The organism is Enterobacter sp. R-1.6.2, from assembly GCF_035064085.1.
Taxonomy (GTDB): domain Bacteria; phylum Pseudomonadota; class Gammaproteobacteria; order Enterobacterales; family Enterobacteriaceae; genus Enterobacter; species Enterobacter asburiae_B.
On record NZ_JASEYI010000013.1, the window covers coordinates 38,792 to 53,468 of the forward strand.

Consider the following 14,677-nt stretch of genomic DNA (forward strand, 5'->3'; position numbering starts at 1 on the left):
TTGCACAATCAGCACACACCCTCAGCAGGAAAAAAATGCTATGAAAAACGTTGGTTTTATCGGCTGGCGCGGTATGGTCGGCTCTGTACTCATGCAACGCATGGTTGAAGAGCGCGATTTCGACGCTATCCGCCCGGTCTTCTTCTCCACTTCCCAGCTCGGCCAGGCTGCTCCGTCCTTTGGTGGTACCACAGGCACGTTGCAGGATGCTTACGATCTGGAAGCGCTGAAGGCACTCGACATTATTGTGACGTGCCAGGGCGGCGATTATACCAACGAAATCTATCCAAAGCTGCGTGAAAGCGGCTGGCAGGGCTACTGGATTGACGCGGCCTCTTCGCTGCGTATGAAAGACGATGCCATCATTATTCTTGACCCGGTGAACCAGGGCGTCATCACCGACGGCCTGAACAACGGCGTGAAAACCTTTGTCGGCGGTAACTGCACCGTCAGCCTGATGCTGATGTCCCTAGGCGGCCTGTTCGCGCAGGATCTGGTGGAGTGGGTCTCCGTGGCGACCTACCAGGCCGCGTCCGGCGGCGGCGCGCGTCATATGCGCGAGCTGCTGACCCAGATGGGCCAGCTGCACCAAAGCGTCGCGACCGAGCTGGCAAACCCGGCGTCCGCGATCCTTGATATCGAACGTAAGGTCACTCAGCTGACCCGCAGCGGCGAGCTGCCGGTGGACAACTTCGGCGTACCGCTGGCCGGTGGTCTGATCCCATGGATCGACAAACAGCTGGATAACGGCCAGACCCGCGAAGAGTGGAAGGGCCAGGCTGAGACCAATAAAATCCTCGCGACCGCGAACACCATTCCGGTTGACGGTCTGTGCGTGCGTATCGGCGCGCTGCGCTGCCACAGCCAGGCCTTCACCATTAAACTGAAAAAAGATGTGTCTATTCCGACCGTGGAAGAGCTGCTGGCCGCGCACAACCCGTGGGCGAAAGTGGTGCCAAACGATCGCGATATCACCATGCGCGAGCTGACCCCGGCTGCCGTTACCGGCACGCTGACCACGCCGGTTGGCCGTCTGCGCAAGCTGAACATGGGGCCGGAGTACCTCTCCGCGTTCACCGTCGGCGACCAGCTCCTGTGGGGCGCCGCCGAGCCGCTGCGCCGCATGCTGCGCCAGCTGGCGTAATAATTTGTTAACTACCGGGGGTGATTTTCACCCCTTTTTTTTGCGTACTACATGGAGTAACACGCGTATGTCTTATTTTTTATCAGGAGTCATCTAGAGCGTTGGCTATGCTTTAAGGAAGAGTCATTTCTTACCTGAGGTTCGAACGGAGCAGAATGGATGCACATTTTTGTGCTGTCCCGTTCAGGTCACATTAAAAGTCGTCCCGGAGCGCTTAAAAAGGACGACATAAAAAACAGGATGAATACCATGTCCGATCGTGTGGATAGAGACGTGATTAATGCGCTTATTGCGGGTCATTTTGCTGACCCCTTTTCTGTGCTTGGGATGCATCAAACTGAGGATGGCCTTGAAGTTCGGGCACTGTTACCGGATGCCACAGAAGTCTGGGTGATTGAACCCAAAACCGGCCGCAAGGTCGGTAATCTTGAATGCCTCGATTCCCGTGGCTTCTTCTCGGGCGTAATGCCCCGCCGTAAAAATCCTTTTCGCTATCAGCTCGCCGTTCTCTGGCACGGTCAGCAAAACCTGATTGACGATCCTTACAGCTTTGGCCCTCTGCTTAAAGAGATGGACGCCTGGCTGCTCTCCGAAGGAACGCATCTTCGCCCTTATGAAACGCTGGGTGCCCATGCCGATACCATGGACGGCATTACCGGCACGCGATTCTCCGTGTGGGCGCCTAACGCCCAGCGCGTCTCCGTTGTCGGCCAGTTCAACTACTGGGACGGTCGCCGCCACCCGATGCGCCTGCGCCGGGAAACCGGCATCTGGGAGCTGTTTATCCCCGGAGCGCACCCCGGACAGCTTTATAAATTCGAGATGATCGACGCCAACGGCAAGCTGCGCATCAAAGCCGACCCGTATGCCTTCGAAGCGCAGATGCGCCCGGATACCGCGTCGCTGATTTGCGGCCTGCCGGAGAAGGTCGTCCAGACGGAGGAGCGCAAACAGGCCAACCGCTTTGACGCGCCGATCTCCGTCTATGAGGTACACCTTGGCTCCTGGCGTCGCCATACCGATAACAACTTTTGGCTCAGCTACCGGGAGCTTGCCGACCAGCTGGTGCCGTACGCCAAATGGATGGGCTTTACCCACCTTGAACTGCTGCCGGTCAACGAGCATCCGTTCGACGGCAGCTGGGGCTATCAGCCCACCGGGCTGTATGCGCCAACGCGCCGCTTCGGCACGCGCGATGACTTCCGCTATTTCATTGATGCCGCGCATGCCGCCGGGCTGAACGTCATCCTCGACTGGGTGCCGGGCCATTTCCCATCGGATGACTTTGCGCTGGCAGAGTTTGATGGCACGAAGCTGTACGAGCACAGCGACCCGCGCGAAGGCTATCACCAGGACTGGAACACGCTGATCTATAACTACGGTCGCCGTGAGGTCGCAAACTATCTGGTCGGGAATGCCCTGTACTGGATCGAGCGGTTTGGCATTGATGCCCTGCGCGTCGATGCGGTGGCGTCGATGATCTACCGCGACTACAGCCGCAAAGAGGGCGAGTGGATCCCGAACGAGTTTGGCGGCCGTGAAAACCTGGAAGCGATTGAATTTCTGCGCAATACCAACCGCATTATCGGCGAACAGGTGGACGGTGCCGTGACCATGGCGGAAGAGTCGACCGACTTTGCGGGCGTCTCCCGTCCGCCGTCATCAGGCGGCCTGGGGTTCTGGTATAAGTGGAACCTGGGCTGGATGCACGACACGCTCGACTACATGAAGCTGGATCCGGTTCACCGTAAGTATCATCACGATAAGCTGACGTTCGGGATGCTCTACAACTACACCGAAAACTTCATGCTGCCGCTGTCGCACGATGAAGTGGTACACGGCAAAAAATCCATTCTCGACCGCATGCCGGGCGACGCGTGGCAGAAGTTTGCCAACCTGCGCGCCTACTACGGCTGGATGTTTGCCTTCCCGGGCAAGAAACTGCTGTTTATGGGCAATGAGTTCGCCCAGGGACGCGAGTGGAACCACGATGCCAGCCTCGACTGGCACCTGCTGGAAGGCGGCGACAACTGGCACCACGGGGTGCAGCGTCTGGTGCGCGACCTGAACCTGACCTATCGCCACCACAAAGCGCTGCACGAGCTCGACTTCGATCCGTACGGCTTTGAGTGGCTGGTGGTGGACGACCACGAGCGCTCGGTGTTTGTCTTTGTGCGTCGTGACAAAGCGGGTAACGAGATCGTCGTCGCCAGCAACTTCACGCCGGTGCCGCGTGAACATTACCGCTTCGGCATTAACCAGCCGGGCAAATGGCGCGAGATCCTGAATACCGACTCCATGCACTATCACGGCAGCAACGCCGGTAACGGCGGGCTGGTCCAGAGCGATGCCATCGAAAGCCACGGGCGACCCAACTCCCTGAGCCTGACGCTGCCGCCGCTTGGCACCATCTGGCTGATGCGGGAGGGCGAATGACGCAGCTTACGGCAGGTAAACCCGAACCGCTCGGCGCGCGTTTTGACGGAAAGGGTGTCAATTTCACCCTCTTTTCCGCTCACGCTGAGCGGGTAGAACTGTGCGTGTTTGATGGGGAAGGTAACGAACACCGTTACGATTTACCCGAGCGCACGGGGGATACCTGGCACGGCTACCTGGCCGGAGGACGGCCAGGCATGCACTATGGCTTTCGCGTACATGGTCCGTGGGATCCGGCGCAGGGCCACTGGTTTAACCCGGCGAAGCTGCTGATCGACCCGTGCGCGCACCGCGTGGACGGCGAATTTAAAGACGACCCTCTCTTCCACGTGGGCTACGGCGAGCCCGACCACCGCGACAGCGCGCCCGTCGCGCCAAAAAGCGTGGTGGTGAACGATCTTTATGACTGGGAAGACGATGCCCCGCCGCAGACGCCGTGGGGCAATACCGTCATTTATGAAGCCCACGTTAAAGGGCTGACGTACCTTCACCCGTCGATCCCCAAAGAGATGCGCGGCACCTATAAAGCGCTCGGGCATCCCACCATGATTGCCTACCTGAAACACCTCGGCATCACCGCGCTGGAACTGTTGCCCGTCGCCCATTTCGCCAGCGAACCGCGCCTGCAGCGGCTGGGGCTAAGCAACTACTGGGGCTACAACCCGCTGGCGATGTTCGCGCTTGAGCCACGCTATGCCGCCCATCCGGAAAAGGCGCGGGACGAATTTCGCGATGCGGTGAAGGCGCTCCATACGGCGGGCATTGAGGTCATTCTGGACGTCGTGCTGAACCACAGTGCCGAAAGCGATCTCGACGGTCCGACGCTCTCCATGCGCGGAATTGATAACCGTAGCTATTATTGGATCAGGCAGGATGGCGATTATGAGAACTGGACAGGCTGCGGTAACACGCTCAACCTCAGCCATCCGGCGGTCACGCATTTTGCTTATGAATGCCTGAAATACTGGGTGGAGACGTTCCACGTCGACGGTTTTCGTTTCGATCTGGCGCCCGTGATGGGGCGCACGCCAGCGTTCAGCCAGCAGGCTCCGCTGTTCGAGGCGATAAAAAACTGTCCGGTGCTCTCGCAGGTGAAGCTCATTGCCGAGCCGTGGGACATCGGGGAAGGCGGTTATCAGGTCGGGAATTTCCCGCCGCTGTTTGCCGAGTGGAACGATCACTACCGCGATGCCGCACGCCGCTTCTGGCTGGAACGGAATCTGTCGCTGGGGGAGTTCGCCGGACGCTTTGCCGCTTCAAGCGATCTCTTTAAGCGCGACGGCAAACGCCCGTCGGCCACCGTCAATCTGTTGACGGCACACGACGGTTTTACGCTCAGGGACTGCGTTTGTTTCAATCAGAAACACAATGAGGCAAACGGCGAAGAGAATCGCGATGGTACTAACAATAACCATAGCTTTAATCATGGTATAGAAGGGTTAGGCGGAAGCCTTGACGTCATCGAGCGGCGACGCGCCAGCGTTCACGCTTTGCTGACAACGCTTTTATTGTCGCAGGGCACGCCGATGCTGCTGGCAGGCGATGAACACGGCCACAGCCAGCACGGTAACAACAATGCGTATTGCCAGGACAACACGTTAACCTGGCTCGACTGGGGTGAAGCCAACAGCGGGCTGATTCATTTTACCGCTGCGCTGATCCATCTTCGCCAGCAGATCCCCGCGCTGACCGCCGACCGCTGGTGGGAAGAGGGTGACGGCAACGTTCGCTGGTTGAATCAAGACGCGCAACCGTTAAGCGCGCAAGAGTGGCAACACGGCGTACCACGCCTGCAAATCCTGCTGTCGGATAAATGGCTGGTCACGCTGAACGCGACGGATGACGTCGCAGAGATTGTTTTACCTGAAGGGGAATGGCGAGCTGTTCCCCCCTTTGCCGGAGCGGATAATCCGGTAGTAATGGCTGTCTGGCACGGGCCTGCGCACGGAGTGTGCGTATTCCAAAGATGATAAAAAAGGAGTTAGTCATGGTTAGATTAGAGAAGAACGATCCCTTAATGTTGGCACGCCAGCTACCATTAAAAACGGTTGCCCTGATACTTGCGGGTGGACGTGGTACCCGTCTGAAAGATTTGACCATCAAGCGCGCGAAACCGGCCGTTCACTTTGGTGGTAAGTTCCGTATCATCGACTTTGCGCTCTCCAACTGCCTGAACTCGGGCATTCGCCGTATTGGCGTCATTACGCAGTATCAGTCGCACACGCTGGTTCAGCATATCCAGCGCGGCTGGTCATTCTTCAGCGAAGAGATGAACGAGTTTGTCGATCTCCTTCCCGCTCAGCAACGCGTCCACGGTGAGAACTGGTACCGCGGAACGGCGGATGCGGTGACGCAGAACCTCGACATCATTCGCCGCTATAACGCGGAATACATCGTGATCCTCGCCGGGGACCATATCTACAAGCAAGATTACTCCCACATGCTCATCGACCACGTCGAAAAAGGGGCGCGCTGCACCGTAGCATGTCTGCCTGTGCCCGTTGCTGAAGCGACGGCGTTTGGCGTGATGCACGTGGATGCCGACGACAAAATTATCGACTTTGTTGAAAAGCCGGCGAACCCGCCAACCATGCCGGGCGATGACACCAAATCGCTCGCCAGCATGGGGATTTATGTCTTTGATGCAGATTATCTTTATGAGCTGCTGGAAGACGACGATAAAGACGAAAACTCCAGCCACGACTTCGGTAAAGACATCATTCCGAAAATCACTAAAGCTGGCATGGCGTATGCACATCCTTTCCCGCTGTCCTGCGTGCAGTCCGACCCCAATGCGGAACCTTACTGGCGCGATGTGGGAACTCTGGAAGCGTACTGGAAAGCGAACCTCGACCTAGCGTCGGTCACGCCTGAGCTGGATATGTACGACCAGAACTGGCCGATTCGTACCCATATGGAATCGCTGCCGCCGGCCAAATTCGTGCAGGACCGCTCCGGCAGCCACGGCATGACGCTGAACTCGCTGGTGTCCGGTGGGTGCATTATTTCAGGCTCGGTGGTGGTGCAGTCGGTACTGTTCCCCCGCGTGCGAATAAATTCATTCTGTAATATCGATTCGGCAGTCTTACTGCCTGATGTCTGGGTAGGGCGCTCGTGCCGTCTGCGTCGCTGCGTTATCGATCGTGCCTGCGTCATTCCAGAAGGGATGGTGATTGGTGAGAACGCGGAAGAAGACGCGCGTCGTTTCTATCGTTCGGAAGAGGGGATCGTGTTAGTCACACGGGAAATGTTGCGGAAGCTGCAGATCAAACAGGAGCGATGATGCAGGTTTTACATGTATGTTCTGAGATGTTCCCGTTGTTAAAAACGGGCGGTCTGGCAGATGTTCTGGGTGCATTACCGGCGGCGCAAATCGCCGGAGGCGTGGATACCCGAGTCCTGCTGCCCGCCTTTCCGGATATCCGGCGCGGTATTCCCGATGCAAAAGTGGTGACCCGCCGTGAGACCTTCGCCGGACGCATCACCCTGCTGTTTGGACATTACAATGGCGTAGGGATTTACCTGATCGACGCGCCGCACTTATACGATCGACCGGGCAGCCCGTATCACGATACGAACCTGTTCGCCTACACCGATAACGTGCTGCGCTTTGCGCTACTCGGCTGGGTCGGGGCAGAAATGGCGACGGGGCTGGATCCGTTCTGGCGCCCGGATGTGGTGCACGCGCATGACTGGCACGCCGGGCTTGCCCCGGCGTATCTCGCGGCGCGCGGCCACCCGGCGAAATCGGTCTTTACCGTGCATAACCTGGCGTATCAGGGGATGTACTATGCCCATCACATGAGTGAAATCGATCTGCCATTATCGTTCTATAACATGCACGGGCTGGAATTTAACGGGCAGATCTCGTTCCTGAAAGCCGGGCTGTACTACGCCGATCACATCACGGCGGTGAGCCCAACCTACGCGCGTGAGATCACCCAGCCGGAGTTTGGCTACGGCATGGAAGGGTTGCTGCAACAGCGCCACCGCGAAGGCCGCCTGTCGGGCATTCTGAACGGCGTGGATGAACAGATCTGGAGCCCGGAAACCGATCTCCTGCTGGCGGCGCGCTATGGCCGTGATTCCGTGGAAGACAAAGCGGAGAACAAACGCCAGCTGCAGATTGCGATGGGCCTGAAGGTTAACGATAAAGTGCCGCTGTTCGCGGTGGTCAGCCGCCTGACCAGCCAGAAAGGGCTGGGTCTGGTGCTGGAGGCGCTGCCCGGTTTACTGGAGCAGGGGGGACAGCTGGCGCTGCTCGGCGCGGGCGACCCGGTGCTGCAGGAAGGCTTCCTTGCCGCCGCGGCGGAACATCCGGGGCAGGTGGGCGTGCAGATTGGCTATCACGAAGCGTTCTCGCACCGCATCATGGGCGGCGCGGACGTCATCCTGGTGCCGAGCCGTTTCGAACCCTGCGGCCTGACGCAGCTTTACGGTCTGAAATACGGCACGCTGCCGCTGGTGCGCCGCACGGGCGGACTGGCGGATACCGTATCCGATAGCTCTCTGGAAAACCTGGCGGACGGTATCGCCAGCGGGTTTGTCTTTGAGGACAGTAATGCCTGGTCGCTGCTTCGGGCGATTCGGCGTGCTTTCGTCTTGTGGTCCCGTCCATCGCTCTGGCGTTACGTTCAGCGTCAGGCGATGTCCATGGACTTTAGCTGGCATGTCGCGGCGCAGTCATACCGCGATCTCTATCAACGCTTGATGTAACGAGGCGAAGTTACTGATATGAACGCTCCATTTAGCTACTCTTCACCCACGCTCAGCGTTGAGGCGTTAAAGCACTCCATCGCCTACAAGCTGATGTTCACCATCGGGAAAGATCCGGTTATCGCCAACAAGCACGAGTGGTTGAACGCCACCCTGTTTGCGGTGCGTGACCGTTTAGTGGAACGCTGGCTGCGCTCAAACCGCGCCCAGCTCTCGCAGGAAACGCGTCAGGTTTACTACCTGTCGATGGAATTTTTGATTGGCCGCACGCTGTCCAACGCGCTGTTGTCGCTCGGTATTTATGACGACGTCAAAACCGCACTCGAAGAGATGGGGTTAGATTTAGAAGAGCTGATCGACGAAGAGAACGACCCGGGCCTCGGCAACGGCGGTCTGGGGCGTCTCGCCGCCTGCTTCCTCGACTCGCTGGCGACGCTGGCGCTGCCGGGCCGCGGCTACGGTATTCGCTACGACTACGGTATGTTCAAACAGAACATCGTCGACGGGCGCCAGAAAGAGTCGCCGGACTACTGGCTGGAGTACGGCAACCCGTGGGAGTTTAAGCGCCACAATACGCGCTACAAGGTGCGCTTTGGCGGACGTATCCAGCAGGAAGGCAAAAAATCCCGCTGGGTAGAAACGGAAGAGATCCTGGCCGTGGCCTACGATCAGATTATCCCCGGCTATGACACCGATGCCACCAACACGCTGCGCCTGTGGAGCGCCCAGGCCAGTAGCGAAATCAACCTCGGTAAATTCAACCAGGGGGACTACTTTGCGGCGGTGGAAGACAAAAACCACTCCGAGAACGTGTCCCGCGTGCTGTACCCGGATGACTCGACCTACTCCGGCCGCGAGCTGCGCCTGCGTCAGGAGTATTTCCTCGTCTCCTCGACGATTCAGGACATCCTCAGCCGCCACCATCAGCTGCACAAAACCTACGCCAACCTGGCGGAGAAAACCGCGATCCACCTTAACGACACCCACCCGGTGCTCTCCATTCCGGAGCTGATGCGTCTGCTGATCGACGAGCATAAGTTCAGCTGGGATGACGCGTTTGAAGTGACCTGTCAGGTATTCTCCTACACCAACCACACGCTGATGAGCGAAGCGCTGGAAACGTGGCCGGTAGACATGCTCGGCAAAATCCTGCCGCGCCATCTGCAGATTATCTTTGAGATTAACGACTACTTCCTCAAGACCCTGCAGGAGCAATACCCGAACGATACCGGGCTGCTGAGCCGCGCTTCCATCATTGATGAATCGAACGGGCGCCGCGTGCGCATGGCCTGGCTGGCGGTCGTCATCAGCCACAAGGTCAACGGCGTGTCCGAGCTCCACTCGAACCTGATGGTGCAGTCGCTTTTTGCGGACTTCGCGAAAATCTTCCCGACGCGGTTCTGCAACGTGACCAACGGCGTCACGCCGCGCCGCTGGCTGGCGCTGGCCAACCAGCCGCTCTCTGAGGTGCTGGACGAGAATATCGGCCGTACCTGGCGTACCGACTTGAGCCAGCTGAGCGAGCTGGAACAGCATATTGATTTCCCGACGGTGAACAAAGCCGTGCGCGAAGCCAAGCTGCTGAACAAAAAGCGTCTGGCGGTCTGGCTGGCGATGCACCTCAACGTGGTGGCAAACCCGAAAGCGCTGTTTGACGTTCAGATCAAACGCATCCACGAATACAAGCGTCAGCTGATGAACGTGCTGCACGTGATCACCCATTACAACCGCATTAAGGCCGATCCAACGGCCGAATGGGTGCCGCGCGTGAAGATCTTCGCCGGTAAGGCGGCTTCCGCCTACTACATGGCCAAGCACATCATTCATCTCATCAACGACGTGGCGAAGGTAGTCAACCAGGATCCGGACATTGGCGACAAGCTGAAAGTGGTGTTCATTCCGAACTACAGCGTGAGCCTGGCGCAGATGATCATCCCGGCGGCGGATCTCTCTGAGCAGATTTCCACGGCGGGTACGGAAGCATCCGGCACCAGTAACATGAAGTTTGCCCTCAACGGCGCGCTGACCATTGGTACGCTTGACGGGGCGAACGTCGAGATGCTGGAGCACGTGGGCGAAGAAAATATCTTTATCTTCGGTAATACGACGGAAGAGGTGGAGGCGCTGCGCAGGAAAGGCTACTCGCCGCGTCAATATTACGAAGAGGATGAAGAGTTACGTCAGGTGCTGACGCAGATCGCGACCGGCGTGTTTAGCCCGGAAGAACCGAGCCGCTATCGCGATCTGGTCGATTCGCTGATTAACTTTGGCGATCACTACCAGGTGCTGGCGGACTATCGCAGCTACGTGGACTGTCAGGATAAGGTTGACGAGCTGTACCGTCAGCAGGAGAAGTGGACCAGCGCCGCGATGTATAACATCGCCAATATGGGCTACTTCTCGTCCGACAGGACCATCAAGGAGTATGCCGAGACGATCTGGCATATTGATCCGGTGAGGTTGTAAAAACACCCCCTCACCCCAGCCCTCTCCCCGAAGGGGAGAGGGTGTTAAAGTCCCCTCTCCCCTTCGGGGAGAGGGTTAGGGTGAGGGGGCATCAGCCCGCACCGATCGTATTACGACGCCAGCGACAGCTCACGCTTCCCCGCATTTTGCTGTAACCACTGCGCCACGCGAGACTGTTGCTCGGCGTTGAGCCACATCCCTTCTTTGGTACGACGCCAGATAGCATCATCCAGACGACGAACCCACTCGTGCTCAACCAGGTAGCGCAGCTCGGCTTCGTACAGCTCGTGGCCGAAATGTTCGCCCAGATCCGCAATGTCCTTCGCGTCGGCCAGGAAAAGCTCGGTATTGCTGCCGTAGGTGCGGGCATAGTGGCGCGCCATCCCTTCGGTGATGAACGGGAAGCGACGGCGCAGCTTCGCGGCGTAATCATCGCGATTGTCGCCGATATCACCGCCGGGCAGTACCGCGCCTTTGGTCCACGCCGGGCCAATGCCTTTATAGTACGGTGCCAGTTTTTCCAGCGCGTGCTCGGCCAGCTTGCGGTAGGTGGTCAGCTTGCCGCCAAACACGGAAAGCAGCGGCGCCTGACCGTCAACGTCGTGAATATCGAGCGTGTAGTCGCGAGTAATCGCCTGCGGTGAGTCAGACTCGTCATCGCACAGCGGACGCACGCCGGAGTAGGTCCAGACCACGTCGTCGCGTGACAGCTGCTTCCTGAAGTGCGCGTTATACACTTTGAGCAGGTAGTTCACTTCGCTCTCGTCGATCTCGACGTTCTTCGGATCGCCTTTGTACTCCACGTCGGTGGTACCGATGATCGAGAACTCGTCCATCCACGGGATCACAAACACGATGCGCTTGTCTTCGTTCTGCAGAATGTAGGCTTGCTTCTGCGTATGCACGCGCGGCACCACAATGTGGCTGCCCTTGATCAGGCGAATGCCGTACGGCGAAGGCAGATGCATGCCGTCGTCGAAGAACTGCTTCACCCACGGGCCGGTGGCGTTCACCAGACCGCGCGCTTTCCAGCTGAATTTCTCGCCGGTATCGATGTCTTCCGCTTCTACAATCCACAGGCCGTTTTCACGACGGGCAGAGGTCGCACGGGTACGGGTTTTCACCTCGCCACCTTTCTTCTCGACCATCTGGGCATTCGCCAGCACCAGACGCGCATCGTCCACCCAGCAGTCGGAATATTCGAAACCGCGCACTATTTCAGGCTTAAGGACCGATTCTGAGCCAAAACGCAAACCTTTCGAACCCGGGAGGCTGGTGCGTTTACCCAGATGATCGTACATAAACAGACCGATTCGAATCATCCACGCCGGACGCAGATGCGGGCGATGGGGCAGGCGGAAGCGCATCGGAATCGCCAGATGCGGGGCCATTTTCAACAGCACTTCACGTTCGGCCAGTGCTTCGCTGACCAGGCGGAATTCGTAGTGTTCCAGGTAGCGCAGGCCACCGTGAATCAGTTTGGAGCTGGCGGACGACGTCGCGCAGGCGAGATCGTTAGCTTCCAGCATCAGTACGGATAAACCGCGTCCTGCGGCATCGACCGCAATACCGGCACCGTTGATGCCACCGCCTATCACAATCAGATCTTTGGTTTCCATAACACCCTCATGCACTTTCGTTAAAGCTCAGAAATGTTCGATATCGCTCATAATAGCAAAGGAACGCGCTTTTGGTAACATCAAAAAAACAATTTAGAGTGATATGGATAACATAATGGCGTTTACCCGCCGCCAGGACGTACACTACGGGGTAAAATAGTGCGGTCTGATGCTCTCTCCCCTCACCCTAACCCTCTCCCCAGAGGGGCGAGGGGATGGTTTGCTCCCTCTCCCTTTTAGGGAGAGGGCAGGGGTGAGGGTCAGCAGGCGGCATAAAACCTGAATAAGCGAAAGAGAACACCATGGATCAGTTTGAATGTATTAACGTAGAAGAAGCCCACCAGAAGATGCACCAGGGAAAAGCGGTGCTGGTGGACATCCGCGATCCGCAGAGTTTTGCGATGGGCCACACGCCGGGCGCGTTTCATCTCACTAACGACACGCTGGGCGCGTTTATGCGCGATAACGACTTCGAGACGCCGGTGATGGTCATGTGCTACCACGGCAACAGCAGCAAAGGCGCGGCGCAGTATCTGCTTCAGCAGGGCTACGACGCGGTGTACAGCGTCGACGGCGGCTTCGATGCCTGGCATCGTCATTTCCCGGCAGAAGTGGAATACGCTTTTGAGCGCTGATCCCGCTATACTGTCCCCTTTTGTGTGGAAATAAGCGACCGCTGCCCATGTTGATGATCACTTCTTTTACCAACCCGCGTGTCGCCCAGGCGTTTGTCGACTATATGGCGACGCAGGGCGTTATTCTGACCATTCAGCAACATACGCAGACCGACGTCTGGCTGGCCGACGAGAGCCAGGCCGCGCGCGTAAACGAAGAGCTGGCGCGTTTTCTTGAGAACCCCGGCGACCCGCGCTATCTGGCGGCCAGCTGGCAGTCCGGGCAGACCGACAGCGGACTGCACTACAGCCGTTTTCCCTTCCTCGCCACCATCCGCGAGCGCGCCGGCCCGTTTACGCTGCTGCTGATGGCGGCCTGCATTATCGTCTTCATTATCATGAACGTGGTGGGCGACCAGAGCGTGATGATTGCCCTGGCCTGGCCCTATGACCCGTCTCTTGAGTTTGACGTCTGGCGCTACTTTAGCCACGCGCTGATGCACTTCTCGGTGATGCATATTCTCTTCAACCTGCTCTGGTGGTGGTATCTCGGCGGCGCTGTTGAAAAGCGTCTGGGCAGCGGCAAGCTGATCGTTATCACCCTTATCAGCGCCCTGCTGAGCGGCTATGTGCAGCACAAGTTCAGCGGGCCGTGGTTCGGCGGGCTGTCGGGCGTCGTGTATGCCCTGATGGGCTATGTCTGGCTTCGCGGGGAGCGTGATCCGGAAAGCGGCATCTATCTGCAGCGCGGATTAATAACCTTTGCGTTAATATGGCTAATTGCCGGATGGTTTGATCTGTTTGGTATGTCTATCGCCAACGGTGCACACGTCGCCGGGCTGGCCGTGGGGCTGGCGATGGCCTTTGCCGACACGCTCTATGCGCGAAAACGAACATAATTCTCAGGGATAATTGATGAAACAAACACAACGTCATGACGCTATTATCGAACTGGTAAAAAAACAGGGATACGTCAGCACCGAAGAGCTGGTGGAGCAGTTTGCCGTCAGCCCACAAACCATCCGTCGTGACCTGAACGACCTGGCCGATCAGAACCGCATTCTTCGCCACCACGGTGGGGCGGCGCTGCCGTCCAGTTCGGTCAATACCTCCTGGCATGACCGTAAAGCCACGCAGACGGCAGAGAAAGAGCGCATTGCCCGCAAGGTCGCCAGCCAGATCCCGAACGGGGCGACGCTGTTTATTGATATCGGCACCACGCCGGAAGCGGTCGCCCATGCGCTGCTGGATCACGAGAACCTGCGCGTGGTCACGAACAACCTGAACGTGGCCAATACCCTGATGCAGAAAGATGACTTCCGCATCATCCTCGCGGGCGGCGAACTGCGCAGCCGCGACGGCGGCATTATCGGCGAAGCGACCCTCGATTTTATCTCTCAGTTCCGCCTCGACTTCGGCATTCTCGGGATCAGCGGCATCGACAGCGACGGCTCGCTGCTGGAGTTTGATTATCACGAGGTGCGCACCAAGCGCGCGATTATTGAGAACTCACGTCACGTGATGCTGGTGGTAGACCATTCGAAGTTTGGCCGAAATGCGATGGTAAACATGGGCAGCATCAGCATGGTGGATGCGGTTTATACCGACGTGATGCCGCCGGCGGGCGTGATGCAGGTGATTAAAGATAATAATTTGCAGTTAGAGTTGTGTTGAAAAGCCGT

The 14,677-nt window shown here is 58.0% G+C and carries 10 protein-coding genes; 9 read left to right on the forward strand and 1 reads right to left on the reverse strand.

The features are described from left to right. Positions 1-40 precede the first annotated feature (40 nt). From asd to glgP, 6 genes are all read left to right on the forward strand, one after another. Positions 41-1,144: an aspartate-semialdehyde dehydrogenase gene (gene asd / locus QMN93_RS15075; protein WP_033146834.1), complete on the forward strand. Its 1,104-nt coding sequence runs from the start codon at positions 41-43 to the stop codon at positions 1,142-1,144. A 249-nt stretch (positions 1,145-1,393) separates the two neighbouring features. Then, complete coding sequence (gene glgB, locus QMN93_RS15080) at positions 1,394-3,580, forward strand: 1,4-alpha-glucan branching enzyme (protein ID WP_064673716.1); 2,187 nt, start codon at positions 1,394-1,396, stop codon at positions 3,578-3,580. Next, complete coding sequence (glgX, locus tag QMN93_RS15085; protein WP_032662237.1) at positions 3,577-5,550, forward strand: glycogen debranching protein GlgX; 1,974 nt, start codon at positions 3,577-3,579, stop codon at positions 5,548-5,550. Before glgB ends, glgX begins: the two co-directional genes overlap by 4 nt. A gap of 17 nt (positions 5,551-5,567) precedes the next feature. Further along, on the forward strand, positions 5,568-6,863 hold the full coding sequence (glgC, locus tag QMN93_RS15090; protein ID WP_023337914.1) for a glucose-1-phosphate adenylyltransferase: 1,296 nt from the start codon (positions 5,568-5,570) through the stop codon (positions 6,861-6,863). Beyond that, on the forward strand, positions 6,863-8,296 hold the full coding sequence (gene glgA, locus QMN93_RS15095; protein ID WP_193140164.1) for a glycogen synthase GlgA: 1,434 nt from the start codon (positions 6,863-6,865) through the stop codon (positions 8,294-8,296). Before glgC ends, glgA begins: the two co-directional genes overlap by 1 nt. An 18-nt stretch (positions 8,297-8,314) precedes the next feature. Further along, a complete protein-coding gene (gene glgP / locus QMN93_RS15100; RefSeq protein WP_069303383.1) occupies positions 8,315-10,762 on the forward strand; it encodes a glycogen phosphorylase in 2,448 nt (815 codons plus the stop codon). A gap of 110 nt (positions 10,763-10,872) precedes the next feature. Here the strand turns inward: glgP and glpD are convergent, their stop codons facing one another. Next, on the reverse strand, positions 10,873-12,381 hold the full coding sequence (gene glpD / locus QMN93_RS15105) for a glycerol-3-phosphate dehydrogenase (protein ID WP_023309507.1): 1,509 nt from the start codon (positions 12,379-12,381) through the stop codon (positions 10,873-10,875). A 302-nt stretch (positions 12,382-12,683) separates the two neighbouring features. Between glpD and glpE the strand changes: the two genes are divergently transcribed. From glpE to QMN93_RS15120, 3 genes are read left to right on the forward strand one after another with little or no spacing between them, the layout of a single operon-like run. Further along, positions 12,684-13,016 carry a thiosulfate sulfurtransferase GlpE gene (gene glpE / locus QMN93_RS15110; protein WP_006177908.1) on the forward strand — a complete coding sequence of 111 codons (333 nt, stop codon included), beginning with the start codon at positions 12,684-12,686 and terminating at the stop codon, positions 13,014-13,016. 47 nt (positions 13,017-13,063) lie between these two features. Then, a complete protein-coding gene (glpG, locus tag QMN93_RS15115; protein ID WP_048977532.1) occupies positions 13,064-13,894 on the forward strand; it encodes a rhomboid family intramembrane serine protease GlpG in 831 nt (276 codons plus the stop codon). Between the two features lie 16 nt (positions 13,895-13,910). After that, entirely contained in the window at positions 13,911-14,669 is a 759-nt protein-coding gene (locus QMN93_RS15120) for a DeoR/GlpR family transcriptional regulator (RefSeq protein WP_008503060.1), read from the forward strand. Positions 14,670-14,677 lie beyond the last annotated feature (8 nt).

Bases quoted from the DNA above. Each gene is read 5' to 3' on its own strand.
- asd (WP_033146834.1), top strand. From the start codon at position 41: ATGAAAAACGTTGGTTTTATCGGCTGGCGCGGTATGGTCGGCTCTGTA.
- glgB (WP_064673716.1), top strand. From the start codon at position 1,394: ATGTCCGATCGTGTGGATAGAGACGTGATTAATGCGCTTATTGCGGGT.
- glgX (WP_032662237.1), top strand. From the start codon at position 3,577: ATGACGCAGCTTACGGCAGGTAAACCCGAACCGCTCGGCGCGCGTTTT.
- glgC (WP_023337914.1), top strand. From the start codon at position 5,568: ATGGTTAGATTAGAGAAGAACGATCCCTTAATGTTGGCACGCCAGCTA.
- glgA (WP_193140164.1), top strand. From the start codon at position 6,863: ATGCAGGTTTTACATGTATGTTCTGAGATGTTCCCGTTGTTAAAAACG.
- glgP (WP_069303383.1), top strand. From the start codon at position 8,315: ATGAACGCTCCATTTAGCTACTCTTCACCCACGCTCAGCGTTGAGGCG.
- glpD (WP_023309507.1), bottom strand. From the start codon at position 12,381: ATGGAAACCAAAGATCTGATTGTGATAGGCGGTGGCATCAACGGTGCC.
- glpE (WP_006177908.1), top strand. From the start codon at position 12,684: ATGGATCAGTTTGAATGTATTAACGTAGAAGAAGCCCACCAGAAGATG.
- glpG (WP_048977532.1), top strand. From the start codon at position 13,064: ATGTTGATGATCACTTCTTTTACCAACCCGCGTGTCGCCCAGGCGTTT.
- QMN93_RS15120 (WP_008503060.1), top strand. From the start codon at position 13,911: ATGAAACAAACACAACGTCATGACGCTATTATCGAACTGGTAAAAAAA.